This is a genomic window from Mycobacterium sp. 3519A (genome assembly GCF_900240945.1).
Classification (GTDB): domain Bacteria; phylum Actinomycetota; class Actinomycetes; order Mycobacteriales; family Mycobacteriaceae; genus Mycobacterium.
This window is the reverse complement of the sequence record NZ_OESG01000013.1, coordinates 1,313,288-1,336,976: the sequence shown is the minus strand read 5'-3', so window position 1 is coordinate 1,336,976 and position 23,689 is coordinate 1,313,288. Positions and strand designations below refer to the sequence as shown.

The window sequence follows — 23,689 nt, the reverse complement described above, 5'->3', positions numbered from 1 at the left end:
AAGCGTTCCAGTGATCATTACGGTCCGGAGGCAACGATCCCACTATGAACACGAAACAGAAGACGACCAGTCGTCGCGGTGTGAAATTGGTGGGAGCCGCTTGCGCCGCAGCAGCAGTGATCGGGGCGGGCGTCTTGACCGTCGTGATCGACAATGCCGAATCCGGAAATGTCGCTACCCTGGCCGGATCTGGGGACGGCTCGTCCGGCGGGGTGTACAGCCAGCCCACCGTCGCCGGTATGAACATGGGCGCCACGGCCACCTTCACCACGCCCGCCACGGTCGAACCGACGACCGAAGCCGTTCCGCCGGTCAAGGCGGGCTCATGATTCGTTTGATTCGTCCGGTCGTCGGCATGAGCGTCGTCGTCACAGGCCTTGTGGGCCTGGCGATTTCGCTCTGTGGCGCCGCTGCGGCCGACACCGATGTGACAGGTCAGAAATACTCAGACGCGCAGAGTTCGCTCAGCGGTGCCGGCCTGAAGCCAGTCGTGGAAACCGTTGTCGGGGACCAGAAGTCGTGGCCCGACTGCGTAGTGACGCATGCGCAGAAGCGCACGGTGCAGCCGCCGCCGAACAGCAGCGGTTCGGCGACCAACGAGATGCTGGTGTCGCTGAACTGTGAGGCGGGCGTCGCAACCGCGACCACGCCGGGCAATTCGGCCGCAAGCCCTGAGGGCCGGGCCGCCGAGGCGGCTGCGGCGTCGAGTTCTGGTTCGGGCAGCTAGCCGCTTCGTCGAACCAGTTCCACGAAGGCGTCGGCGGCTGCGTCGACGCCTTCGTGGTCCTCGGTGCCCACCAGGTCGAGGAGGAGACCACGCATGACTGCCAATCCGAGGCGGGCCAGCGCCGGGTCCGCGCCCGCGGTGTCTGTCAGCCAGGTGTCGACGGCTCCCGGCAGCATGCTGGAGAACGGCTGCTCGCCTTGGACGCCGCGCGCGTAGCACTCGAAGAACAGCCGCTCGAACGGGCGCAGTTCAGGCCGGCTCAAATCAGCCCACATCGCCGCGATCGCTGCCGCGGGTTCGGTTGGCAGCGTGGGTAACAGCGCCCGCTGACGCCGCTCGACCTCTTCGACGATCGCCAGCAGCAGTTCGTTTCGTGAGCCGAAGTGGTGCAGGAGCATGCGGTGGCTGGTGCCGACGGCCGCGGCGATGTCGCGCAGCGGCCGGTCGCCGATACCGCGCTCCGCACACTCTTTGACGACTGCGTCGAGTAACTCCTGACGCCGGACCAGATCAGGCGGTCGGGCCATCGACGCGCCGCTGCTCGCTTGCGGCCTTGAGGCCGGCCGCCTCCAAATCCAGGTAGCGCCTTGTCATTCCACGCATGAGCAGGCCGACCAGCGAGCCGAGTGGCCCTCGCTGCTCCAATTGTTGCCGAACCCGGGTGCGTCCATCGGATTCGGCGATGACCTCGTGTCGGGCCACCGTCAGACCACCGGGCGAGCGCTGCACCCACGTCCACGCACTGCCCGGGGTCAACTCAGTGACCTCCCAGACAAGCTTGGACATCCGCGGTTGCTTGATTTCGAAGCGCTTACCGCCCGCCAGGCCCGGTCCGTCGAGTGCGACCAACCGGGTGACCGACGGTGTCCATTCCGGCCACCGCTCGACGTCGCTGAACACCTCCCAGACGACCTCCGCCTGCGCGTCGATCGTGACGCCGCATTCAGTAATCATGTACCAGATGGTACATCCAAATTCGAGCCGCGAACAGACTGCTCGCGTCAGGAGGAAAACCAGCCCTGGGGTGCGCGGCCGGACAGTGCCCGCGTCAACTGCCGCGCCGCATTGCGCACCGCTTCGACCAGAGTCGGCAGCGCGGTGTTCGGCCGGTCCTCGCGACGGGTGGCACTGAACGCGGCGATCGGTCGGCCGGAATGGTCGAATGCGCACGCCGCCACCGAGTGCAGGCCCTCGGTGATCATCCCCGCTTCCTCGGCCCAGCCCTGCTCACGTTCGGTCTGCAGCAGTCGCCGCAACTCGGCCAAAGATTTGGGCCCGCGGTCGGTGCGGCGGATGAACGACGCCGACGACGGAAACAACGCCCGCACTTGAGCGGCCGACAGATGCGCGAGGATGGATCGCCCGTTCGCCGTCAGATGTGCGGGCAACCGCACGCCGACGTCGGTGACCAGGGTGACGGGCACGCCGGCGGTCTGCGGTTGCTCCTTGAGCAGGTACACACTTTCGGCGCCGTACAGGATTCCGAGATGGGCGGTTTCGCCGACCGTCGCCACCAATCGCTTGAGGATCGGCCGCGCGATGTGCTCGAGCGGTTCGTGCCGCAGATACGCCGAACCCACCTCGAACGCCGAGAACCCGAGCGCATAGGCACCCTGATCGGGCAGATGCACGACGAACCCGCGGTCGATCAACACCTCGAGCAGGTGGTAGGCCGACGAGCGCGGCATGCCGATCTCCCTGATCAACGCCGACCCCTGCACGGGCCCCGGCCGCGACGCAAGATGCAGCAGCACGTCGAGCGCCCGCCCGACCGCTGGTGAGGTGCTGGACACGGCATCCCTCCCCTGTGTCTCGGATACGAGACGGTATCCCGCGTTTGTCCCTACCGCAAGCGCGCCGGGTGCGGTGTCCTGATAGCACCACGGAGTTTGGACCAGCGAAAAGAGAGCACCATGACGTCCACCGCGCGCCTCGTCCGCGCCCCGCGCGGCACCGAGTTGTCCTGTAAAGGTTGGCCACAGGAGGCCGCGCTGCGGATGCTGATGAACAACCTCGATCCCGAAGTCGCCGAACACCCCGAGGACCTCGTCGTCTACGGCGGCACCGGAAAGGCGGCACGCAACTGGGAGGCCTTCGACGCGATCGTCCGGACACTGCGCAACCTAGAAGCCGACGAGACCATGCTGGTGCAGTCCGGCAAGCCGGTCGGCGTGTTCCGCACCCACGAGTGGGCGCCGCGCGTACTGATCGCGAACTCGAATCTCGTTGGTGACTGGGCGAATTGGGAGCAGTTCCGCAAGCTCGAGGCCGACGGGCTGATGATGTACGGGCAGATGACCGCGGGCTCGTGGATCTACATCGGCACCCAGGGCATTCTGCAGGGCACGTATGAGACGTTCGGAGCGGTCGCCAAGAAGCGGTTCGGTGGCACGCTGGCGGGCACGATCACGCTGACCGCCGGACTCGGCGGCATGGGCGGAGCGCAACCGTTGGCCGTCACGATGAACGACGGCGTCGCGATCTGCGTGGACTGCGACGAAACCCGCATCGACCGCCGCATCGAACACCGCTACCTCGACACCAAGGCCGTCGACATCGACGACGCGCTGCGGTTGGCTATCGAGGCCCGCGACGCCAAACGTCCGCTGTCGATCGGACTGCTGGGCAACGCCGCCGAGGTGCTGCCGGAGATGCTGCGCCGCAACGCGCCCATCGACATCGTCACCGATCAGACTTCGGCGCACGACCCGCTGTCATACCTGCCCATCGGCGTCGACTTCGACGACATGAAGAAGATGGCCGAGAAGGATCCCGTCTACTTCACCGAGCAGGCCCAACAGTCGATGGCCAAGCACGTCGCGGCGATGGTCGGCTTCTCCGACCGCGGCGCCGAGGTGTTCGACTACGGCAATTCCATCCGCGACGAGGCCCGAAAAGCCGGGTACGACCGGGCTTTCGACTTCCCCGGCTTCGTGCCTGCCTACATCAGGCCGCAGTTCGAAGAGGGCCTTGGGCCGTTCCGGTGGGCCGCGCTGTCGGGCGACCCGAAGGACATCGCCGCCACCGACCGCGCGATCCTCGAATTGTTCGGTGACAACAAGCACCTCACCCGCTGGATCGAGATGGCAGGCAAGATGGTCGCCTTCCAGGGCCTGCCCGCCCGCATCTGCTGGCTCGGCTACGGTGAGCGGCACCTGGCAGGGCTGAAATTCAACGAAATGGTCGCTTCTGGTGAACTGTCCGCCCCGATCGTGATCGGCCGCGACCACCTCGACTCCGGATCGGTCGCGTCGCCGTACCGCGAGACCGAGGCGATGCTCGACGGCTCCGACGCCATCGCGGACTGGCCGTTGCTGAATGCGTTGGTGAACACGGCATCCGGCGCGACGTGGGTCTCGATTCACCACGGCGGCGGCGTCGGCATGGGCCGCTCCATCCACGCCGGACAGGTGACCATCGCGGACGGCACCGCGCTTGCTGCGGAGAAACTCACCCGGGTGCTGACCAACGATCCCGGCATGGGCGTGATCCGCCACGTCGACGCCGGCTACGAACACGCGGCAGAGGTCGCCGCCCAGCGCGGCGTACGAATCCCCATGCAGGAGAACCTATGACGGGCTTCGACGCCCTCTGGACGACCATCCAGGGTGTCGGCAGGCACGCCGCCACCGGCGGCTACCGCCGCTACGCATGGTCCGACGCCGATCTGACCCTGCGCGAATGGTTCACCGGATGCGCCGCGCAGCGCGGGATGGACGTCGAAGAGGACCGCAACGGCAACCTGTGGGCGTGGTGGATGCCGCCGGGTTGGACCGGGGATCCGGCCGACGCGTTCGTGACCGGGTCGCACCTCGATTCCGTGCCCGACGGCGGCGCCTTCGACGGTCCACTCGGCGTGGTGTCCGCATTCGCGGCCGTCGACATCGTCCGCGAGCGCGGCATCGTGCCGCGCGTCCCCGTCGCGATCGCCGCGTTCTCCGACGAGGAGGGTGCGCGGTTCGGCGTGGCGTGTGTCGGGTCCCAATTGTCCACCGGCGCACTGACGGCCGACCGCGCCCGGGGTCTGCGCGACGTCCACGGCGTCACGCTCGACGAGGCGATGACCAAGGCCGGCCGCAACCCCGAGCATCTCGGCGCCGACCCGCGCCTCACAGACCGCATCGGCGTGTTCGTCGAACTCCACGTCGAACAGGGCCGCGCGCTGGATCTCGTCGACCGCCCCATCGCGGTCGCGTCGGCGATCTGGCCGCACGGCCGTTGGGAATTCACCTTCTGCGGCGAAGCGAACCATGCGGGCACCACCCGCCTGGTCGACCGGCGCGACCCGATGCTGGCGTTCGCCTCTTCCGTGCACACCGCGCGGTCGCTGGCCGCCGCGCACGACGCGGTCGCGACGTTCGGCAAGGTGATCGTCGCACCCAACGGCGCCAACGCGATTCCATCCTCCGTGCATGCGTGGTTGGACGCCAGGGCCGCCGACGAGGCGACGCTGCGGTCGCTGGTCGACAAGATCAGCACCGAAGCCCGTCAGCACGCCGCCGCCGACGGCATCGACCTCGACGTCAGCGCCGAATCCGTCACCCCCATCGTCGAATTCCCCGAAGCACCTCGGGCCAGGCTGCAACGCGCGCTCGCCCATCTCGGCGACATCCCGGTGCTGCCGACCCAGGCAGGCCACGACGCAGGCATCCTGTCCGCGGTGGTACCGACCGCGATGCTGTTCGTACGCAACCCCACCGGCGTTTCGCATTCGCCGGAGGAGTTCGCCGAACCCGACGACTGCAACACTGGAGCGGTGGCGCTGGCCGACGTGATGGCGGACTGGGTGTCGTCGTGACCGACACCTGGTGGTGCGAATACGCCTGGTTGGGCGGCGATTCGGTCGCCGCCGGTGTGCTGTTCACGGTCGCCGACGGCCGGATCACCGCGATCGAAACCGACACCGTCGCGCAGCCGGGCTCACATCGGTTGCGCGGCTTGATCATTTCCGGCCTTGCCAACGCGCATTCGCACGCCTTTCACCGCGCACTGCGCGGACGCACCCAGCGCGACCGGGGATCCTTCTGGACTTGGCGTGACTTGATGTACCGTGCCGCCGAGCGGTTGAACCCGGACCGCTACCGCCGTTTGACGCGCGCGGTGTACGCCGAGATGGCGCTCGCCGGTATCACGTGCGTCGGCGAGTTCCACTACGTGCACCACGACACCGGGGGCGCCCGCTACGCCGAGCCCAACGCCATGGGGCACGCCGTGATCGACGGCGCCGCCGACGCCGGCATCCGACTCACGCTGCTGGACACCTGCTATCTGAGCTCAGCGCCGGACGGTGCGCCGCTGGCCGGACCGCAGCAGCGGTTCGGCGACGGCAGCGGCGACGGGTGGGCGGAGCGGGTCGAGGCGTTGCGTCGGCAGACACACAGTCCGTCCGTCGTGATCGGCGCGGCCATGCATTCCGTGCGCGGCGTTCCCGTCGAGCACATGCCCGCCGTCGTGGAATGGGCTGCCACGCACGCTGTTCCGCTGCATGTGCACTCCTCGGAGCAGATGCGCGAGGTCGAGCAATGCCTGGCGACACATGGCCGCACGCCGACGGCGGTGCTGCGGGACGCCGGCGCGTTGGGGCCGCGAACAACCGCCGTGCACGCCACCCATCTGTCCGCCGACGACATCGCCGACATCGACCGCACCTCGACGGGCGTGTGCTTCTGCCCCACCACCGAGCGTGACCTCGGCGACGGCATCGGCCCGGCGCCCGCACTGCTCGCAGGCGGCGGCTTGTTCAGTCTCGGCTCCGACAGCCACGCGGTGATCGACCTGTTCGAGGAGGCCCGCGCGGTGGAACTGAACGAACGCCTCGCCTCCCGGCAGCGCGGCGTCATCTCCGCCGACCGGCTGTTGCGGGCCGCCACCTACGACGGCCACCGCGCTCTCGGCTGGGCCGACGCGGGTGAACTCGCGGTCGGTGCACGTGCCGACTTCGTTGCCGTGCAGACGGATTCGGTCCGCACCGCGGGCGGCGACGCCACCGTGGAGAACATCGTGTTCGCCGCGGCCGCACCCGATGTCACCGACGTGGTGGTCGACGGTCGCGCCGTCGTCGTCGACCGCAAGCATGCCAACGTGCCCGATGTCGAGGCCGAACTGGGTTCTGTCATCGCCGATCTGATGGAGGTCCGATGACCGTCCTCTACACCGACATCGGTGAACTCGTCACCAACGACCCGGCGAACGCCGACGGTGATCCGCTCGGCATCATCTCCGACGCCGCCATCGTGGTCGACGGCGAGCAGATCGCGTGGGTCGGCCCGCGCGCGCAGGCCCCCGACGCCGAGGAGCGGTTCAGTTGCCGCGACTCCAGCGTGATTCCCGGCTTTGTGGACAGCCATTCCCACCTGGTGTTCGCGGGCGACCGCTCTGCCGAGTTCGCGGCGCGGATGAGCGGCGAACCCTACGGCGCGGGCGGGATCGGCTCCACGGTGGCCGCTACCCGGGCGGCAACCGACGCCGACCTGCTCAAAGGTGTCGAGCGTCTCGCCGGTGAACTGTTGCGGAGCGGTGTCACGACGTTCGAATGCAAGAGCGGCTACGGCCTGACCGTCGATGACGAGGCCCGCTCGCTGCGCATCGCGCAGGCCGTCACCGACGAGACCACTTTCCTTGGTGCACACGTCGTTCCGGCCGAGTTCCGTGACGACCGCGCGGCGTACGTCGACCTGATCACCGGACCCATGTTGCGGGCATGTGCCCCGCATGCCCGCTGGGTGGATGTGTTCTGTGACCGCGGGGCATTCGACGTCGACGAGACCAGGCACATCCTCACCGCGGGAATCGCCGCCGGTCTCGAGGCCCGACTGCACGCCGGTCAACTCGGCCCCAGCGCGGGCATCCGACTGGCGGTCGAACTGGGCGCGGCGTCGGTGGACCACTGCACGTATGCCACCGACGACGACGTCGACGCCCTCGCGGCGGCGGCTGACACAACCGTCGCCACCCTGTTGCCCGGCGCCGAATTCTCCACGCGCGCACAGTATCCCGACGGCCGTCGATTGATCGACGCGGGTGCGACGGTGGCACTGGCCACCGACTGCAATCCCGGCAGCTCGTACACCACCAGCATGCCGTTCTGCATCGCCGTCGCCGTCAGGGACATGAAATTCACTCCGGCGCAAGCGTTGTGGGCCGCCACCGCGGGCGGCGCGGCCGCGCTGCGCCGCGACGACGTCGGGGCGCTCACCGTAGGGCGGCGCGCCGACTTCGTCCTGCTGGACGCCCCGTCCTATATCCATCTGGCCTACCGCCCCGGTGTGCCGCTCGTCCGCGATGTGGTGCGGGCGGGCCTGCGCCTCTTCGAGAATGTGGAGTCACGATCGTGAGTACTCAAACCGTCGTCGTCGGTGTCGGCCCCGTCAGCTTCGACGAACTCGTTTCCGTCGCCCGCGACGGTGCCGCGGTGACGCTTGCCGACGAGGCGCTGGACGCGATCGCCAAGAGTCGCGCCCGCATCGAGGAGTTGGCCCACGACCCCAAGCCGGTGTACGGGGTGTCCACCGGCTTCGGGGCGCTGGCCAGCAGACACATCCCGCACGAACTGCGGACACAGTTGCAGCGCAGCCTGATTCGCTCACATGCCGCCGGCTCGGGTCCCGAGGTCGAGCGTGAGGTCGTCAGGGCCATGATGCTGCTGCGGCTGTCGACGCTGGCGACCGGCCGCACAGGTGTGCGGCCCGAGGTCGCGCAGACCTACGCCGCGATGCTGTCCGCCGGGCTCACCCCCGTGGTGTACGAGTACGGCAGCCTCGGCTGCTCCGGCGACCTGGCGCCGCTGGCGCATGTGGCACTCGCCGCCATCGGCGAAGGTTCGGTGCGCACCGCCGACGGTGAACTCCTGCCTGCCGCCGACGCGCTGGCGCGACACGGCATCGAACCCGTCGTGCTCGCCGAGAAGGAGGGGCTGGCCCTGATCAACGGCACCGACGGCATGCTCGGCATGTTGGTGCTCGCGCTGCGCGATCTGGACGGGCTGCTGAAACTCGCCGACATCGCGGCGGCCATGAGCGTCGAAGGACTGCTCGGCACCGTCAGGGTCTTCGCTGAGGATCTGCACGCCATGCGCCCGCACCCGGGACAGGCGGCGGCCGCCGCGAACATGCGTCGCGTACTCGCGGACTCGCCGATCGTGGCCAGCCACAGCGGGCCGGACTGCTCGCTGGTCCAGGACGCCTACTCGCTGCGGTGTGCGCCCCAGGTGGCGGGCGCGGCACGCGACACCGTCGAGCACGCCCGCACCGTTGCGGGCCGCGAATTGGCCAGCGCCGTGGACAATCCCGTCGTCACCCTGGACGGACGCGTCGAGTCCAACGGCAACTTCCACGGCGCGCCCGTCGCCTACGTGCTCGACTTCCTCGCGATCGCGGTGGCCGACGTGGCCAGCATCAGTGAGCGACGCACCGACCGGTTCCTCGACGTCGCCCGCAGCCACGGCCTCAACCCGTTCCTGGCCGACGACCCCGGCGTGGACAGCGGCCACATGATCGCGCAGTACACCCAGGCCGCCATCGTCTCGGAACTCAAGCGGTTGGCCAATCCGGCCAGTGTCGACTCGATTCCGTCGTCGGCGATGCAGGAGGACCACGTCTCGATGGGGTGGTCGGCCGCGCGCAAACTGCGCAGGGCCGTCGACGGGTTACGCCGGGTGCTGGCCATCGAGGTGTACACCGCGGCGCGCGGCATCGAATTGCGCGCTGGACTGGCGGCGTCGCCCGCCACCGCGGCCGTCATCGCCGCGGTCAGGACATGCGTGCCCGGCCCCGGCACCGACCGATACCTGGCGCCGGAGATCGACGCAGTCCTCACCCTGGCGAATTCGGGCGCGTTGGTAGCGGCCGCCGAGGCGGTCACCGGCCCGTTGGCCTGAGTACTACCGACGAATCAGAAGACACTCCACCCGTACTGCTCGGCTCGAAGCTCCTTGATGGTGCGGAGGAGATTCTTGTCGCGCATGGACCGGGCCAGTTCCTCGGGTGTGGGCAGGCGCAGTTCACTCCCCTCAAAAACAGACAGTCCGCTGCAGTTCCCGCATACCGAGATGTCACCGTCGTGGGGTGTGTTCTCGGGATCTCGGGGATCGCGATAGGTGTTCACGATGTGCTTGCAGAAGGGACAGCGCCGCGCCTCAACGACGTGGACATTCATCTGATCAACGTTAGGCCGATTGACCGACCCTGCAAATCCCTTCGGCGAAACCAATATGTATTTTTTGCATGTGAAATGACTTAGCAATAGCGTCAAAATCGCTTGCGGCAAAATCCGATTTCGGGTGCGTTAGTTTGACGAGCTGGGCCGCGAGCGATAAAGAGTCCGAATAGCGAAACAAGTCCTACGACGATGCTGACGGCCCAGTGTCGAGAATCCGCCCGACGACATCGCCAACCGAACGGGCGAAGACGCGATCGTCGACGTCCTCCAGTCCCGTCGACGCGCGCAGGAAGTCGCCGAACAGCACCCAACCAAGCTGCAGCGCCACGGTGTGCGCCGCGGCCAACCGGGCGTCGAGCTCGCTCGCGTGCCGCCCGCGGACACTGTCGAGCAGGATCTCCATCGTCGGAAACCGGTTCTGGAGTTCGCCGATCGCATAGCCGTCGAGCGACGTCCTGGCGATCACTCGCAGCTGCCGGTCGACCGCCGCACCGACCGCCGCGCCGTCCGCTTCTGCGGCCAACAGCCTGGCGAGATGCTCGCCGAGGTGATCGAGGACCGCCGCGACGAGTCGGTCCTTACTTCCGAAGTGCCGGTGGATCAGGCCGTGGTTCACTCGCGACCGCGCCGCGATGTCGCGCACCGACGTTGCCGCAGGCCCGCGTTCGGCGAACAGGTCCGCGGCGGACTCCAGCACTGCTGCGACGACTTCTGTCCTGCCCAGCGGCGTATTCGCGGGTGTTGCGCCAACCCTTGCCCCGGCTGTAGTCATGTGACTACGGTACCGAGCAAGGCGTTTGCGGTCAGCGGACGCCCTGCGAAAGGACTCGCTCCGTGGCAACGAAGCCATTCACCTATGGTCGGTTCATCGGCAGGGTCGGCGGCCTGGCGGTCGCACTGGGCATCGGGGCGGCGATCGCCAACAGCGCCGCAATCGCGTCCGCCGACGAAGGCCAATCGGGCACTTCGGACGGCGGGACGTCGACCACTGCGTCAACAACGCACAACGACGGGGGCGATCAGAAACCGTCAGCCAAGACGGAAACGTCGATCTCGAGCGCCGACAAACCGACGCGCCCGCCCAAGAAGAAAAAGAAGACACCCAAGACGGAGTCACATGCGGTGTCGGCGAAGGCCACCGCCGACGAGCCCGCGCCCAAACCCGACGCGCCGGCACAGACCTTGGCTGCGGCATCCACCGTCGGCACCGCAAGCCGCGAAGTCACCAAGCCGGTCACGAAGGCCGCCGTCGACGAGTCCGCGACACAGACACTGGCAGTCAGCCCGCTCGGCACCCCCGAACAACGTGCCGCCGAACGGCGCGCCGCCGAAACTGTCAACACGCTGCCCGTGCAGTTGATGAAGCTCGTGCTGCAATTCGGCTGGCGCTCAACTGCTCAACAACAATTCAAGCTGGTCGGCGGACCCGACCAAGCGAACCTCGCTGCGCTTCACCAAGCGGTCGACGAATACGCCATGGGTGCGGCATTCCAACAGCAACTGCTCAATCCGATGACCCCGACGGCCGTCACGCAGGTCGCTCCGCCGCACACCTGGTACGGCCGCGACGTCGACGGGTCCCGCATCCTCTACGACAACCCCGACACCATCTACCGCTTCATGGCGGTCAACAAGACCTCGACATATGTGATCACCGGCCGCTTCACCGGCGAGGATCCGGCCGAAACCACCTTCAGCGTGCTGACCGGGCTGTCCGGTAACACCGCGTCGATCCTCAACGGCAAGGATCTGGTGCGCGACCCCGACGGCTCCTTCACCATCACCGTGAGCGGCGCCCCCACCGGACCGGGGCCCAACCATATCCAGATCACCGACGACACCACGCTGATCGCAGTGCGAAACACGTTGTCGGACTGGAACACCCAGGATCCGATGAGCCTGGCGATCGAACGGACCGGCGGTCCCCCGAACAGCTTGTTCGCCCAACTGGGCGGGTTCGCCATCCCATTCATCGGACCGACGGTGACGAAGAGTCCCCTGTTGACGACGCTCGTCTCGCTGGTGCCGCCGCTGCCGGTGATGCCGCCACTGCTGCGGGGCACGGTCACCGCGGTGATCATGGCGTTGGGTCTGCAGATGGAATCCACCTACATCAAGGTCGCCACCATCGACCCGACGACCGGTGAACGCAGGCAGCCCAACGTGTTCACCAACCCGACGCGGAACGCACAATTCCTTTCGACACAGATGCAGAGCGCCGGCTACTTCCAACTCGACGACAACCAGGCGCTCGTGCTGACCATCAATCCCGGCGACGCCGGCTACTTCGTGGTTCCGGTCACCAACGACTGGACGATCACCGACAACTACTGGGAGCAGCAGACCAGCCTGAACATCGCGCAGGCCAAGAAGAACGACGACGGGACGTACACCATCGTGGTGTCACCGCAGGATCCGCAGATCTGGAACTGGGTGTCCACAGGCGGCCTGCATCAGGGCACCATCTCGATCCGGTTCCAGGACCTGCCCGAGAACCCGACGAATCTGCCGACCGTCAGTTCGCAGGTGGTGTCGCTCGACCAGTTGCCCGGTGTGCTGCCCGTGGGCACGGTCCCTGCCGACGCGGTGGTCCGGCAGGACCAACTTGCGCAGCGAAAGTCAGGTTTCGACAGGCGATTTGCGCCGTACCCGCAGCCCTAGTTGTTCGCGGCGCCGGACCAGCACGCTCGGCAGCCACGGCCCCGCGTCGATCGCGTCGATCCAGGAGGTGCGGTCGAGTACCCCACGCAGGACGATCTGCGCCTCCAGCCGCGCCAGCGCGGCGCCGACGCAGAAGTGCAGACCTTTCCCAAAGGTCATGTGGCCCTTGCCACCTGGCCGGTTCAGCCGGAACTCGTTCGGTGAGTCGAACTTGGCAGGGTCGCGGTTCGCCGCACCCCACAGCAACAGCAACCGGGAACCGGCGGGCAGGTCGGTGCCCGCCAGCGACGTCGCCCTGACGACGTGGCGGTAGTGACCGCGGAACGGTGGCTCGTACCGCAGCGCCTCCTCGATGAACGGTCCCAACAGGCTCGGATCCTGCCGAACCTGGCGTTGGATCTCCGGTTGCGTGGCCAGGATCTCCATCGCGTTGCCGAGCAGAGAGCCAGTCGATTCTCCGCCGGCACTGAACAAGATGATCATCATCAGCTGGGCGGTGAGTTGATCGAATTCGCCTGCCGTGCAAGCACTCGCGAGGCCACCCAGCAGGTTGTCCGGCGGGTCGGCCGCCGCGTCGGCGAAGTGACCCTGGATGTAGGTGCCCAGTTCCATCGCCGCGACACCGCTGGCTGTCAGCTGCTCCTGATCGACCAAGCCGTCGAGCAGTTGGGTGCTCGCGCACGCCCAGCGGATCAACTTGTCGACGTCCTCGGCAGGCACACCGATCAAGCGCGCGACGACCATCATCGGCAGCTTGTTCGCCAGTGCGCTCATCCATTCGATTCGTCCGTCGCGCACGCCGTCGCTCCACAAGCGGTCGAAGGTCTGTCCGATGAACGCCTCCATCGAACGGATCTTCTTGGCGGCTAGTTGCGGTACGAGCATCTTGCGGTGCAGGGCGTGCGAGGGGTCGTCGGCCGTCGCGAGGATCTGGGTGGGCCCGCCGAGGCGGTCCAGTTCGAACGGGACGACGGTGCCGTCGGAGGACAACGTCATGGCCGCGGTCAGGTTCGACGAGAAGTCGTCGGCCCGGTTGACAGCGTCGTTGATCGCCGCCCAGTCGCACACCAGATAAAAGCCGGAGTCACCGACCTGATGCACCGGTCCCTCGGCGCGTAACCGGTCGTAGAGCGGATACGGATCTTGCAGCGCCTCAGCACCGAAGAACGCGAGCGGATCCTGCAGCACCGTCATGTGTACAGGTTGGCCAGCGCAAACGGAGGTGGTCAACGGGTCGGGCGACAGTCGAAACGCGCCCCGGCAGCGAGGTGGTAGCGCGTGTCTCACGACCTCCCCGCGACCAGCGAGAACGGTTGAGAATTTCCACGATTTTGTCTCACCACTGAGATAGCTTTGCGTCCATGTCCCGCGATGACTGGCTGTTCGATGAGGGGCGCAGGTCCGCCGCCGCGGAGCGGATTTACGCCGCGGCCACGGAGTTCATCTACCGGGAGGGGATGGATGCGCTGAGCGTCGACGCATTGGCCGCGCGGACCCACTGCTCGCGCGCCACGATCTACCGCTACGTCGGCGGCAAGAAGGACATCAGGGAAGCGGTGTTGGCCCGTGCCGCGACCCGGATCGTGCAGACCGTTCGCGCCAGCGTGGAGGGGCGCACCGGGTCTGATCGGGTGCTGACCGCCATCGAGGTGGCTGTCGCCGAGATCCGCGGCGACCCCGCGGGCCAACTGTTCGTCGATTCCGCACGCAGCGGCGGATGGAACTGGTTGGCCGCCTCAGACGCGGTGACCGCGTTCGCGACGGAACTCACCGGCATCGCCGACGACGACCCGCAGGCCGCGAGATGGATCCTGCGGTTGGTGTTGTCGTTACTGTTGCTGCCCGATTCCGATCCCGTTGCGGAACACACCATGCTGCAACGGTTCGTCGCTCCCGCGTTCGCCGCTCATTCGTCTTGATGATTCGGGCACGTGACGTCGACGTACACCGTCGAGAACGTACCGGGTGTGGGCGGAGCTGTGTCGGGGTTGTTGACGTCCTGCACCGTGCACGCCCACAACGGCACGGTGTCGTAGCCGCTCAACCAGTTGATGACGACGTTGTAGCCCTGCGACTTCAAATCACCGACCACCGACTCGGCCGATCCCCCGGTGTCGACGGGTTCTGCGGCGGCCGGCGCGAGCGCCAGCGCGCAGCCGACCACCGCTGTCGTCGCGGCCGGAAACCGTTTTGCCATACCGTCCACGGTGCTCGCGCAACCAGGAGAACGCCTGCGTTTCAGCTGCGAAGCTCCTCCCACACACCGCGATACATCACGCAGGCGACGGCCAGATTCGAGTCCAGGACCACCAAGTCGGCGGCACCGCCCGCGACGATTCCGGCATCCGGCAGGCCCAACGCGCGCGCCGGGTTGACCGTCGCTTGGCGCACCGCCAGCATCAGCGCCTCGTCGCGTGGTAATCCGCTGTGCGCCACGGCGAATCGGAACACCCGGTCCATGGTCGCGGTGCTGCCCGCGATGGTGTCGGTACCCGCCACCCTGGCGACGCCGTCGACGACGTCCACTCGCACCGGCCCGAGGTGGTAGGCCCCGTCGGGCTTCCCGGTCGCCGCCATCGCATCGGTTATCAGCGACACCCGATCGGGTCCCACGCTGTGCGCGACGTGCCGGTACAGCGCAGGGTCGACGTGCACGCCGTCGGTGATCACTTCGACTGTCACCCTGGCGTCTTCCAGCAGCGCGATGACCGGACCCGGTTCGCGGGTGTTGATCGGCCGCATGGCGTTGAACAAGTGGGTCCCCACCGTCGCGCCCGCCGTCAGCGCCGCGCGCGTCTGCTGGTAGGTCGCCTCGGTGTGGCCGACAGCGGCCACCACGCCGCGGTCGACGATCCGCTCGATCGCGGCGAGGGCACCGTCGCGCTCCGGTGCCACGGTGATCATCCGGATCGCGCCTTGGCCGGCATCGAGCACCCGGTCGATCTCGGCGGGGTCAGGGTCGCGCATCAGCGACGGCTGATGCGCGCCGCACCGCTTGGCGGACAGCCACGGTCCTTCCAAGTGGATGCCCGCGATGACGCCTGCGTGCACGTCCTCGGCCAAACCCGTTACCTGGCGCAGTAATTCGTCCGGACCCGCGGTGACCAACGAGGCGACCAGCGACGTGGTCCCGTGCTTTCGATGCAGCGTCGCGGCGGTCGCCGTGTCCGCAGGCGAGGCGGTCGAGAAGTTCGCGCCGTCGCCACCGTGGACGTGGGTGTCCACGAAGCCGGGCACCACGGTGACCGCGCCGAGGTCACGATCGGCGTCGCGCGGCGCGGCGCCTGTGCCGAGCGCGGCCACGGTCCCGTTCGACACCTCAATCCACCCGGGCCGCAACATCTCTCGCCCCGTCAGGATGGTCTCGGCAGCCAATAGCACTCAGATGCCCTGCCAATCCGGCTTGGCGCGGTAGGTTTCGCGGTAGTAGCCGGCAAGCTGAAGCCGATGCGCCGCAGCGTCATCCAGCAGCGCTGTGACGTGCGGATGATGCTGCAGGATGGTCGCTGGCCACATCGCGCTCACCGGCCCCTCGACCAGATGGTGGACGGCTTCGGCCTTGCCGCCGCCGGTCGCCACCAGGATCACGTGCCTGGCCTCCATGATGGTCGCCAGGCCCTGCGTCAGACAGTGCGTCGGCACGGCCTCGACGTCGCCACCGAAGAAGCGAGCGTTGTCGATTCGGGTCTGCCGGGTCAGCGTCTTGATGCGGGTGCGCGAAGCCAGCGAGGACCCTGGCTCGTTGAACGCGATATGGCCGTCGGTGCCGATGCCGAGGATCTGCAGGTCGACGCCGCCCGCTTGATGTATCGCGTTCTCGTACTCGGCGCACGCGGCGGGGATGTCGTCGGCCAGGCCGTCCGGTCCAAGCACCGCACCGGGGGCGAAGTCGACCCGCGAGACGAACACCCGGTCGATCACATTGCGATAGCGCTCCGGGTGGTCGGCGGGTAGCCCGACATACTCGTCGAGAGTGAAGCCCCGCGCCTTCGCGAACGAGATCGAACCGGCATCGCAGCGCGCCGCCAATTCGTCGTAGATCATCAGCGGCGATGATCCGGTCGCGAGGCCTAGCACGGCATCCGGCTTACGGGCCAGCAGTTCGCCGATGGCGTCGGCCGCAACCGCGCCGATCTGTCCGGCGTCCGGCAGGATTACGACTTCCATCTACTTGTTCGCGGTGAAAAGAATTGCCCCTGCGGCAATCTGCGCACCCTCGAAGACCGCATCCGACGGGGTGATGTTCGATGATTCGCGTTCGTCCATCACCACCACCGGGACAATGGGGTTGAGCCCCTTGGCTTCCACCGATGGGACGTCATAGGTGATGATCAATTGCCCCGCCGTGACCTCATCGCCCTGACTCGCATGCGTGGTGAAGCCCTCCCCCTGAAGCCCGACGGTGTCCAGCCCCAAGTGGACCAGGACACCCACGTTGTCCGCCGTCATGACGATGTACGCATGCGGCATCAACTTCAAGATCTTCCCGCTGACCGGAGCGACGGCCTCGACCACCCCGCGCGGCGGATCGACGGCGGCACCGAAACCCACCATGCCCTGGGAAAAGACGGGATCGGGAACGTCGGGCAGGGCAACGGCGCGGCCCGCGACCGGGGCAAGGACTGACGTCGTACTCACGCACCAACAATACGAGCGTGCGGGCAAGACGGTCTCAAGTTCACCGGTTCTCGTCTAGGCTTCCGGTCAGCTTCGGCGAAGGAGGTCCACAGGATATGAGCGAGGCAGCGAAACCCGAAGGGACGACGGCAAAGTCGGGTCGGCGCATCCCCGGCTTCGCGCAACTGCAGCGACTCGGCAAGAGCCTGATGCTTCCGATCGCCGTGCTGCCCGCCGCGGGCATCCTGCTGCGACTCGGCCAGCCCGACGTGCTCGGCAGGATCCAAGCGCCGGTGATCAGCTCCTTCTTCCAGGCGATGAGCGCCGCCGGTGACGCGCTGTTCAGCAACCTCGCTCTGCTCTTCGCCGTCGGTGTCGCGATCGGATTCGCCAAGAAGGCGGACGGTTCGACCGCACTGGCGGCCGTCGTCGGCTACCTCGTGGTGCAGGCGGTGTTCAAGACGATGTCGCCGATCGTGCTCGCCGGTCAGGTCGACAAGGCGGGCGACCAAGCCCAGATCAACTACAGCGTGTTCGCAGGCATCGTGGTCGGGCTCGTCACCGCGTGGCTGTTCGACCGCTATCACACCATCCAGTTGCCTTCCTATCTCGGCTTCTTCGGCGGCAGGCGGTTCGTCCCGATCGTGGTGTCACTGGTCTGCCTGTTCCTGGCGTTCGCGATGAGCTACTTCTATCCGATCTTCGACGCGGGCCTGACCGGTCTCGGCAAGTTCATCGGCGGTTCGGGCGCGTTGGGGGCGTTCGTATACGGCTTCGTCAATCGCATGCTGATTCCGTTCGGCCTGCACCACATCCCGAACTCCTACATCTGGTTCCTCTACGGCGACTATCAGGCGCCGGACGGCAAGGTCGTCACCGGCGAATTGACCCGCTTCGCGGCGGGCGATCCCACCGGCGGCCACCTCACGTCGGGCTTCTACCCGATTCTGATGTTCGGGCTGCCCGCCGCGGCGCTGGCGATGATCCACGTCGCCAACAAGAAACAACGCAAGGTCGCGGTCGGCATACTGGCGGCCGCTGCGCTGACCGCGTTCCTCACCGGCGTGACCGAACCCCTCGAGTTCGCGTTCATGTTCGTGGCGTTCCCGCTGTACGTCATCCACGCGGTGCTGACCGGGCTGTCGCTGGCGATCGCCTACCTACTCGACATCCACCTCGGCTTCTCGTTCTCGGCGGGCCTGATCGACCTGCTGCTGTGGGGCGGAGCGCCTGCGGCCAAGAACATCTGGCTGCTGTTGGTCATGGGCGTGGTCTTCTTCGTCGTCTACTACGTGTTGTTCCGATTCGCCATCACGCGATGGAACCTGAGAACGCCTGGGCGCGAACCGGAAAGCGAATTCGAGGCTGAGGAAGCCGCCAACCTCGGCGAGGGCGCGACATCGGCGACCGCGGTGACGACCGGCGGGGCGGCCACCGCGACGAAGACAGCGCCCGCAGCGGTCGACAGCAAGGCAGAACAGGTCATCGCCGCGTTCGGCGGCCGGGACAACCTCGTCAATGTCGACGCGTGCATCACCCGGTTGCGGATGGAGGTCGCCGACCCGAGCAAGGTAGATCAGCAGCGACTGAAGAGTCTTGGCGCGGCGGGCGTGATCGAGGTCGGCAACAGCGTGCAAGCCGTCTTCGGTACGGACGCGGAGGCGTTGAAGAACGACATCAACGAGATTCGCTAGTCGTTTTTCGCCGAGACTGCATCTTCGCACGGAAAGTTCGAGTGCGGACGTGCTGGAATACCGTTTCGGCGCAACTAGTCGGCGGGGAGGAACACCGCGGCGGCAGCGGCGGCGATCAGGACCAGCGCCGAAATCAGCACCGCGACAGCCGTCCAACCGTATCCGTCGAATGCCAGTCCGCCCAGCCACCCGATGACACTCGAACCGCCGTAATAAAACAGGTTGTACAGCGATGAGGCCTGCGCTTTACCGATGGGTGCCGACCGGCCTGCCCATCCTGCCGCGATCGAGTGGGCGCCGAAGAAGCCCGCGGTGGCGATGACCAGACCAGCCAGTACCGCGATGATGTTGTTGCTCAACGTGATCGCGATGCCCGCGACCATGATCGCCACCGACACCAGCAGCACCCGTTTGCGGCCGAACCGCGACGCCTCCCCTCCGGCGCGGGCCGATGCCCACGTTCCGGCCAGGTAAGCCACGAACACCAGGCTGACCGCGAACGGCGGCAAATAGAAGGGCGCCCCTGCCAACCGAAAGCCCAGATAGTTGTAGAGCGCGACGAATGCACCCATCAACAGAAACGCCTGGCCGAACAGCGTCAGTTGGCGGCGCGACCGCAAGTTGGCCGACAACCGATGAGCCAGGCTCCCTTCGGCGTTGGCGTGCGTCCGGTTGCCGGGGACGAAGCCGCGGGGCGGCGGAGCCAGTTTCACGAAGCCCACCGCCGCGAGCCCGCACAGCACTGCGACCGAGAGGACACCGACACGCCAACCCGCGATCTCGGCGACGGGACTCGACACCAACCTGCCTGCCAATCCGCCGATGGTGGTTCCGGCGACGAAGGTTCCCGCCGCCCGCGCGGCATGCGCGGGATCGATCTCCTCGGTGAGGTATGCGACCGCGATGGCGGGCACGCCCCCGACGAGCAGACCTTCGAGAAAACGCCCGGCCAGCAGCAGGTCAAAGCTCGGCGCGAAGGGCACCAGCACGCCCACCGTCGTCGCTCCGATGACCGAGAACGAAATCGCCCGCACACGGCCGATCCGGTCGGCGAGCGACGACCACGGGATCACGCCGATGGCGAGACCGACGGTGGATGCCGAGATCATCAACGCCGCGCCCGCCGCGCCGACACCGAGGTCGGCAGCGATCAGCGGCAGTACGGCTTGCGGCGAATAGAGCTGAGCGAACGTCGCCACGCCCGCGCAGAACAGCGCGGTGAGCAGTCGCCCGTACGCGGACGAGCCGCGCGCGTGGCCGTTCCAAACCGGGGCAGCTGCGCTTTCGGTTGACATCCTGCGGACGCTAAGGGCAGTACCATCATGTGTCTAATACATAGATAGAGCTAGGTTGATGTTCAGCGCGCATCACCCGACTTCACCGCGGCGGTGAGCCCGCCGCCGACTTCAGAAATGTGACGAAGCGCTGCCCCGGCGGCGCGAGTTCCCGATTTCTGTCCCACACCAACCCGACCTCCCGCTTGGCGCCGACATTGGTCAGCGGGACGTGCACGACCTGCGATTCGTCGGCGACCCGGGGAACCGGGACGACCCCGACGCCGAAGCCCGCCGAGACGAGGCCCTCGATCGTGGAGAGCTCGGTTGCCTCGAAGACGATGTCCGGGTCGAGGCCTTCCTCTGCCCAGAGTTCGTCGGTCAGTTGACGCAAGCCGGCCTGCCGGAACAGCGCCACGTAGGGCTCTGACGCCGCCGCGGACAACCGCACACGAGCGCGCGACGCCAACCGGTGCCCGCGCGGTACCACCAGACACAACCGCTCCTCATACAGTCGATGCCACACCAGTTCCGGCCCCTCGGGCCGCGGTGACGTGATCCCGATGTCCGCTTGACCGTTGACGACCCGTTGGGCGATTTCCCGCGCGGGGCCCTGAAACAGATCGAACGAAATTCGTTGCGCTGACTCTCTGAACCGCCGAAGCTGTTCCGGCACATACCAACTGGCGAGCGAATGCAGGAACGCCAGTCGGACCCGACCGGTGTCCGGATCTCGAAGCGCACCGATGCGGTCGACGGCGGACTGCATCTCGGCAAGGCTGCGGCGGGCATGTTCGAGCATGATCTGCCCGTACGGGTTGAGGCGCAACCGGCGATTGGCTCGGTCGAACAGCGGGGCGCCGACCTGCGCCTCGAAACGCGCCAGCGCCCGCGACAACGTCGGTTGGCTCACGCCCAACTCCGCAGCCGCCTCGGTGACATGCTCGATCTCGGCGAGCGCCACGAACCATTCCAATTCTTCGAGATGCACGCACAAACGATAACGAAACTGCATGAAGTTCAGCGGGCAGCCATCACGGGCCGGTGCGGGTTCCTGACACGAGAAAGCCGGTGTACGAACTGAAGAATCGACCTTCGGCGTCGGCGGTGCGCAACGAATCCGACCAGCGCTCCGCATCGGCGCGATCGAGGACTGTCGCCTCCGCGAGCCTGTTTGCGGTGGAGAAGAACAGATACAACTGATCGGCCACTCCCAACTCGCGCAGCACCAGCGTCTTCGGGTGGACGACGACGTCGGCAAGGCCCGCGTCGAGAAACAGCGGAACAAGCTGGCGCCCGATCCAACCGGACGGGAACCGGTCGCACCAGGCGTTCAAGATGGTGCGAGTGGTCACGCGATCGGCCGAGTCGACCGTCAACGTCTCCCAGTCGTTGTCGTAGGCGACAAGCACACCGCCGGGGCGCAATACGCGAACCATCTCACCGACAGCGGGGGCGGGATCGGCGATGTGCTGAAGCACCCGATCGATTCGGCAGGCGTCGAAATCAGCGTCGTCGTACGGCAATTCGGCGGCATCAGCGACGCAGAAGGACAGCCCCTCGACGTCGCCGTGGCGGGCGCGCGCCGCGTCGATCATCGCCGCACTGCCGTCGACGGCGACCACCGAACCACCCGGGACGACAAGTCTGGCCAGCGCCGCGGCGTCGTCCGCGAGCCCGCAGCCCACCTCCAGGATCCGGCGGCCAGGGCCTGCCCCGAGCAATTCGTAGCTTTCGCGTTTGCATTCCGCGAAGAACGGCAGCGAGTCGATCAGCGTCAGACATCGCGAGAACATCTCGAAATCCGGGGCGCGGTCGACGCTCTGGAAACCGGAAGCAAGGTCGTCGGTCATGGTGGCCCCCTTCTTCGTCGTCAATTCTTGCCCAACCACCGCCGTGAGAGGGTGGATCTCGCCGCAGATCGCGGACTGGGCGGTTGCTCGACCGCACCCGACCGGGCACTCGACGTGACCGACCCGCCACAGGTGACTGCGGAGGCGCAAGGAAAACGACACGATGGACGGCGACCAGCCAGGCGATCCCGCGAAAGCGGCAGCGGCCATCATCACCGTCGTCGAATCGGATGAACCGCCGGCATTCCTGCTGCTCGGCCAGGACGCGCTCGCCACCTACCGAAACGTCGCCGCAGCCCGTGCCAACGAAATCGCGAAGTGGGAAAACCTGACCGCCTCTACCGACTTCGATTCCTAAACCGATCCGCGGCCGCTCCGGCAAGCGTTTAATGACCCGACATGAGCGGCTATCGGACAGTGATCGTCGGCACGGACGGGTCGGACTCGTCGATGCGGGCCGTCGAGCGGGCGGGGGCGTTCGCGGCGCAGGAGAACGCGAAGCTGATCATCGCCAGCGCGCACATCCCGCACGTGGACAGGGGTAGCTGGTCACACGCGCCCACGCACGACCACGTCGCCGACCCGCGTGCCGCCGACACCCTGGGCCGCGAGGGCTACATGGTGCACGGCGACGCGCCGGTCTACGCCATCCTGCGCGACGCACGCGACAAGGCAAAAGGCGCGGGCGCACACGACATCGAGGAACGCGCCATCGAGGGCGCACCGGTCGACGCCCTGATCCACCTGGCTCAAGAGGTCAAGGCGGATCTGATCGTCGTCGGCAACGTCGGCCTCAACTCGGTGGCAGGGCGGTTGCTCGGCTCAGTGCCCGCCGACGTCGCGCGCAAATCGAAGATCGACATCCTGATCGTGCACACCGCCGGCTAGCAGGCACACCGCGCTGGTGCGGGACAATCGCAGCCAGCATGACCGATATCGAGGAACCCGCCGCAGGTGGCCGGCGCCGCCACATCGTGCGACTGGCACTGTTCGCGGGATTCCTGCTCGGGTTGTTCTATCTGGTCGCCGTCAGTCACGTCATCGACGTCGACGACATCCGGCAGACGGTCGCCGCCACCGGCCCCGCCGCGCCGCTGACCTACATCGTGGTGGCGGCCGTGCTCGCCGCCCTGTTCGTCCCCGGCCCGATCCTGGCCGCAGGCAGCGGTGTGTTGTTCGGCCCGGTGCTGGGGGTGTTCGTGACACTCGGCGCGACGGTCGGTACGGCGATCATCGCCAGCCTCATCGGCAGGCGCGCAGGCCGGGACAGCGCACGGGCGCTGCTGGGCGCGGACCGCGCCGACCGTCTCGACCGACTGATCGACCGTCGAGGCCTGTGGGCCGTCGTCGGTCAGCGATTCATCCCCGGCGTCTCCGACGCGCTGGCCTCGTATGCGTTCGGGGCGTTCGGAGTTCCGTTGTGGCAGATGGCCGTTGGAGCGTTCATCGGGGCGGCGCCGCGGGCCTTCGTCTATACCGCGCTTGGCGCGTCGATCGGGGACCTGTCCTCGCCGCTGGCCTACTCCGCCGTCGCGGTCTGGTGCGTGACGGCCGTCGTCGGCGCTTTCGTCACGCACCGCGGGTACGTGAAGTGGCGTGACCGGCGCCGGGAACCCGACGCCACGCAGTAGTGTCGAGATGCAGCGAAGATTGACAGGACTCGCCTGGCTACTTTGACAAGACTTCGGCGTGTCGCGAGAGCTTGAC

General features: G+C 67.2%; 26 protein-coding genes. 13 read left to right on the top strand and 13 right to left on the bottom strand.

Features of this window, described 5'->3' with window-relative positions; genetic code table 11:
• Positions 1-44: 44 nt before the first annotated feature.
• Entirely contained in the window at positions 45-329 is a 285-nt protein-coding gene (locus tag C1A30_RS14325) for a hypothetical protein (RefSeq protein ID WP_142392606.1), read from the top strand.
• Positions 326-727 (top strand): hypothetical protein, encoded by a 402-nt coding sequence (locus C1A30_RS14320; protein WP_235009899.1) that lies wholly within the window; start codon positions 326-328, stop codon positions 725-727. The genes C1A30_RS14325 and C1A30_RS14320 overlap by 4 nt, the downstream gene beginning before the upstream one ends.
• On the opposite strand, the gene C1A30_RS14315 is transcribed toward C1A30_RS14320, so the two are convergent.
• The 3 genes from C1A30_RS14315 to C1A30_RS14305 are packed head-to-tail and all read right to left on the bottom strand — an operon-like array spanning position 724 to position 2,520.
• On the bottom strand, positions 724-1,254 hold the full coding sequence (locus tag C1A30_RS14315) for a helix-turn-helix domain-containing protein (protein WP_101948925.1): 531 nt from the start codon (positions 1,252-1,254) through the stop codon (positions 724-726). The two genes, C1A30_RS14320 and C1A30_RS14315, sit on opposite strands and share 4 nt — an antisense overlap.
• A complete protein-coding gene (locus C1A30_RS14310) occupies positions 1,238-1,681 on the bottom strand; it encodes an SRPBCC family protein (RefSeq protein WP_101948924.1) in 444 nt (147 codons plus the stop codon). The genes C1A30_RS14315 and C1A30_RS14310 overlap by 17 nt, the downstream gene beginning before the upstream one ends.
• Positions 1,682-1,728: 47 nt before the next feature.
• Positions 1,729-2,520 carry an IclR family transcriptional regulator gene (locus tag C1A30_RS14305; protein WP_101948923.1) on the bottom strand — a complete coding sequence of 264 codons (792 nt, stop codon included), beginning with the start codon at positions 2,518-2,520 and terminating at the stop codon, positions 1,729-1,731.
• A 120-nt stretch (positions 2,521-2,640) separates the two neighbouring features.
• Between C1A30_RS14305 and hutU the strand changes: the two genes are divergently transcribed.
• The 5 genes from hutU to hutH are packed head-to-tail and all read left to right on the top strand — an operon-like array spanning position 2,641 to position 9,602.
• The gene (hutU, locus tag C1A30_RS14300) at positions 2,641-4,302 is read left to right on the top strand and encodes a urocanate hydratase (protein ID WP_101948922.1); all 1,662 of its coding nucleotides are present in this window, start codon (positions 2,641-2,643) and stop codon (positions 4,300-4,302) included.
• Positions 4,299-5,525, top strand: coding sequence for an allantoate amidohydrolase (locus tag C1A30_RS14295; RefSeq protein ID WP_101948921.1), 1,227 nt, complete (start codon positions 4,299-4,301; stop codon positions 5,523-5,525). The genes hutU and C1A30_RS14295 overlap by 4 nt, the downstream gene beginning before the upstream one ends.
• Positions 5,522-6,868 carry a formimidoylglutamate deiminase gene (locus C1A30_RS14290; RefSeq protein ID WP_101948920.1) on the top strand — a complete coding sequence of 449 codons (1,347 nt, stop codon included), beginning with the start codon at positions 5,522-5,524 and terminating at the stop codon, positions 6,866-6,868. Before C1A30_RS14295 ends, C1A30_RS14290 begins: the two co-directional genes overlap by 4 nt.
• Entirely contained in the window at positions 6,865-8,061 is a 1,197-nt protein-coding gene (gene hutI, locus C1A30_RS14285; RefSeq protein WP_101948919.1) for an imidazolonepropionase, read from the top strand. Before C1A30_RS14290 ends, hutI begins: the two co-directional genes overlap by 4 nt.
• The gene (gene hutH, locus C1A30_RS14280) at positions 8,058-9,602 is read left to right on the top strand and encodes a histidine ammonia-lyase (RefSeq protein ID WP_369974126.1); all 1,545 of its coding nucleotides are present in this window, start codon (positions 8,058-8,060) and stop codon (positions 9,600-9,602) included. Before hutI ends, hutH begins: the two co-directional genes overlap by 4 nt.
• Before the next feature lie 14 nt (positions 9,603-9,616).
• Here the strand turns inward: hutH and C1A30_RS14275 are convergent, their stop codons facing one another.
• Both C1A30_RS14275 and C1A30_RS14270 read right to left on the bottom strand, forming a co-directional pair.
• Complete coding sequence (locus tag C1A30_RS14275) at positions 9,617-9,880, bottom strand: hypothetical protein (protein WP_067807906.1); 264 nt, start codon at positions 9,878-9,880, stop codon at positions 9,617-9,619.
• Positions 9,881-10,064: 184 nt separating this feature from the next.
• Entirely contained in the window at positions 10,065-10,655 is a 591-nt protein-coding gene (locus C1A30_RS14270) for a TetR/AcrR family transcriptional regulator (protein WP_101948918.1), read from the bottom strand.
• 62 nt (positions 10,656-10,717) lie between these two features.
• Between C1A30_RS14270 and C1A30_RS14265 the strand changes: the two genes are divergently transcribed.
• Positions 10,718-12,544, top strand: coding sequence for a DUF1214 domain-containing protein (locus C1A30_RS14265; protein ID WP_101948917.1), 1,827 nt, complete (start codon positions 10,718-10,720; stop codon positions 12,542-12,544).
• On the opposite strand, the gene C1A30_RS14260 is transcribed toward C1A30_RS14265, so the two are convergent.
• Positions 12,503-13,738: a cytochrome P450 gene (locus C1A30_RS14260; RefSeq protein ID WP_101948916.1), complete on the bottom strand. Its 1,236-nt coding sequence runs from the start codon at positions 13,736-13,738 to the stop codon at positions 12,503-12,505. The genes C1A30_RS14265 and C1A30_RS14260 overlap by 42 nt on opposite strands.
• A gap of 167 nt (positions 13,739-13,905) precedes the next feature.
• Between C1A30_RS14260 and C1A30_RS14255 the strand changes: the two genes are divergently transcribed.
• Entirely contained in the window at positions 13,906-14,463 is a 558-nt protein-coding gene (locus tag C1A30_RS14255) for a TetR/AcrR family transcriptional regulator (RefSeq protein ID WP_101948915.1), read from the top strand.
• Here the strand turns inward: C1A30_RS14255 and C1A30_RS14250 are convergent.
• Genes C1A30_RS14250 through C1A30_RS14235 form a run of 4 tightly spaced genes read right to left on the bottom strand, consistent with a single transcriptional unit; the run spans position 14,451 to position 17,182 of the window.
• Positions 14,451-14,741, bottom strand: a complete 291-nt coding sequence (locus C1A30_RS14250; protein ID WP_101948914.1) for a hypothetical protein — start codon at positions 14,739-14,741, stop codon at positions 14,451-14,453. The genes C1A30_RS14255 and C1A30_RS14250 overlap by 13 nt on opposite strands.
• A gap of 41 nt (positions 14,742-14,782) precedes the next feature.
• Complete coding sequence (gene nagA, locus C1A30_RS14245) at positions 14,783-15,925, bottom strand: N-acetylglucosamine-6-phosphate deacetylase (RefSeq protein ID WP_101948913.1); 1,143 nt, start codon at positions 15,923-15,925, stop codon at positions 14,783-14,785.
• Positions 15,926-16,711, bottom strand: coding sequence for a glucosamine-6-phosphate deaminase (gene nagB, locus C1A30_RS14240; protein WP_101948912.1), 786 nt, complete (start codon positions 16,709-16,711; stop codon positions 15,926-15,928).
• Positions 16,712-17,182, bottom strand: coding sequence for a PTS glucose transporter subunit IIA (locus C1A30_RS14235; RefSeq protein ID WP_101948911.1), 471 nt, complete (start codon positions 17,180-17,182; stop codon positions 16,712-16,714).
• Between the two features lie 95 nt (positions 17,183-17,277).
• Between C1A30_RS14235 and C1A30_RS14230 the strand changes: the two genes are divergently transcribed.
• Positions 17,278-18,855 (top strand): PTS transporter subunit EIIC, encoded by a 1,578-nt coding sequence (locus C1A30_RS14230; RefSeq protein ID WP_101948910.1) that lies wholly within the window; start codon positions 17,278-17,280, stop codon positions 18,853-18,855.
• A gap of 74 nt (positions 18,856-18,929) precedes the next feature.
• On the opposite strand, the gene C1A30_RS36055 is transcribed toward C1A30_RS14230, so the two are convergent.
• From C1A30_RS36055 to C1A30_RS14215, 3 genes are all read right to left on the bottom strand, one after another.
• Positions 18,930-20,150 carry an MFS transporter gene (locus tag C1A30_RS36055; protein ID WP_101948909.1) on the bottom strand — a complete coding sequence of 407 codons (1,221 nt, stop codon included), beginning with the start codon at positions 20,148-20,150 and terminating at the stop codon, positions 18,930-18,932.
• 82 nt (positions 20,151-20,232) lie between these two features.
• Positions 20,233-21,120, bottom strand: a complete 888-nt coding sequence (locus C1A30_RS14220; protein ID WP_101948908.1) for a LysR family transcriptional regulator — start codon at positions 21,118-21,120, stop codon at positions 20,233-20,235.
• A gap of 43 nt (positions 21,121-21,163) precedes the next feature.
• The gene (locus tag C1A30_RS14215) at positions 21,164-21,982 is read right to left on the bottom strand and encodes a methyltransferase domain-containing protein (protein WP_160112744.1); all 819 of its coding nucleotides are present in this window, start codon (positions 21,980-21,982) and stop codon (positions 21,164-21,166) included.
• Positions 21,983-22,145: 163 nt separating this feature from the next.
• Here C1A30_RS14215 and C1A30_RS14210 point away from each other — a divergent pair, with 163 nt between their 5' ends.
• Genes C1A30_RS14210 through C1A30_RS14200 form a run of 3 tightly spaced genes read left to right on the top strand, consistent with a single transcriptional unit; the run spans position 22,146 to position 23,613 of the window.
• On the top strand, positions 22,146-22,340 hold the full coding sequence (locus C1A30_RS14210; RefSeq protein ID WP_235009898.1) for a hypothetical protein: 195 nt from the start codon (positions 22,146-22,148) through the stop codon (positions 22,338-22,340).
• Positions 22,341-22,381: 41 nt separating this feature from the next.
• Positions 22,382-22,870 (top strand): universal stress protein, encoded by a 489-nt coding sequence (locus C1A30_RS14205; protein ID WP_101948906.1) that lies wholly within the window; start codon positions 22,382-22,384, stop codon positions 22,868-22,870.
• A 38-nt stretch (positions 22,871-22,908) separates the two neighbouring features.
• Positions 22,909-23,613, top strand: coding sequence for a TVP38/TMEM64 family protein (locus C1A30_RS14200; protein WP_101948905.1), 705 nt, complete (start codon positions 22,909-22,911; stop codon positions 23,611-23,613).
• Positions 23,614-23,689: the final 76 nt, after the last annotated feature.

Excerpts from the sequence above, each read along its gene's own strand:
- C1A30_RS14325 (WP_142392606.1), top strand. The coding sequence starts at position 45 with ATGAACACGAAACAGAAGACGACCAGTCGTCGCGGTGTGAAATTGGTG.
- C1A30_RS14320 (WP_235009899.1), top strand. The coding sequence starts at position 326 with ATGATTCGTTTGATTCGTCCGGTCGTCGGCATGAGCGTCGTCGTCACA.
- C1A30_RS14315 (WP_101948925.1), bottom strand. The coding sequence starts at position 1,254 with ATGGCCCGACCGCCTGATCTGGTCCGGCGTCAGGAGTTACTCGACGCA.
- C1A30_RS14310 (WP_101948924.1), bottom strand. The coding sequence starts at position 1,681 with ATGATTACTGAATGCGGCGTCACGATCGACGCGCAGGCGGAGGTCGTC.
- hutU (WP_101948922.1), top strand. The coding sequence starts at position 2,641 with ATGACGTCCACCGCGCGCCTCGTCCGCGCCCCGCGCGGCACCGAGTTG.
- C1A30_RS14295 (WP_101948921.1), top strand. The coding sequence starts at position 4,299 with ATGACGGGCTTCGACGCCCTCTGGACGACCATCCAGGGTGTCGGCAGG.
- hutI (WP_101948919.1), top strand. The coding sequence starts at position 6,865 with ATGACCGTCCTCTACACCGACATCGGTGAACTCGTCACCAACGACCCG.
- C1A30_RS14275 (WP_067807906.1), bottom strand. The coding sequence starts at position 9,880 with ATGAATGTCCACGTCGTTGAGGCGCGGCGCTGTCCCTTCTGCAAGCAC.
- C1A30_RS14270 (WP_101948918.1), bottom strand. The coding sequence starts at position 10,655 with ATGACTACAGCCGGGGCAAGGGTTGGCGCAACACCCGCGAATACGCCG.
- C1A30_RS14260 (WP_101948916.1), bottom strand. The coding sequence starts at position 13,738 with ATGACGGTGCTGCAGGATCCGCTCGCGTTCTTCGGTGCTGAGGCGCTG.
- C1A30_RS14255 (WP_101948915.1), top strand. The coding sequence starts at position 13,906 with ATGTCCCGCGATGACTGGCTGTTCGATGAGGGGCGCAGGTCCGCCGCC.
- C1A30_RS14250 (WP_101948914.1), bottom strand. The coding sequence starts at position 14,741 with ATGGCAAAACGGTTTCCGGCCGCGACGACAGCGGTGGTCGGCTGCGCG.
- nagB (WP_101948912.1), bottom strand. The coding sequence starts at position 16,711 with ATGGAAGTCGTAATCCTGCCGGACGCCGGACAGATCGGCGCGGTTGCG.
- C1A30_RS14230 (WP_101948910.1), top strand. The coding sequence starts at position 17,278 with ATGAGCGAGGCAGCGAAACCCGAAGGGACGACGGCAAAGTCGGGTCGG.
- C1A30_RS36055 (WP_101948909.1), bottom strand. The coding sequence starts at position 20,150 with ATGTCAACCGAAAGCGCAGCTGCCCCGGTTTGGAACGGCCACGCGCGC.
- C1A30_RS14215 (WP_160112744.1), bottom strand. The coding sequence starts at position 21,982 with ATGACCGACGACCTTGCTTCCGGTTTCCAGAGCGTCGACCGCGCCCCG.
- C1A30_RS14210 (WP_235009898.1), top strand. The coding sequence starts at position 22,146 with ATGGACGGCGACCAGCCAGGCGATCCCGCGAAAGCGGCAGCGGCCATC.
- C1A30_RS14205 (WP_101948906.1), top strand. The coding sequence starts at position 22,382 with ATGAGCGGCTATCGGACAGTGATCGTCGGCACGGACGGGTCGGACTCG.
- C1A30_RS14200 (WP_101948905.1), top strand. The coding sequence starts at position 22,909 with ATGACCGATATCGAGGAACCCGCCGCAGGTGGCCGGCGCCGCCACATC.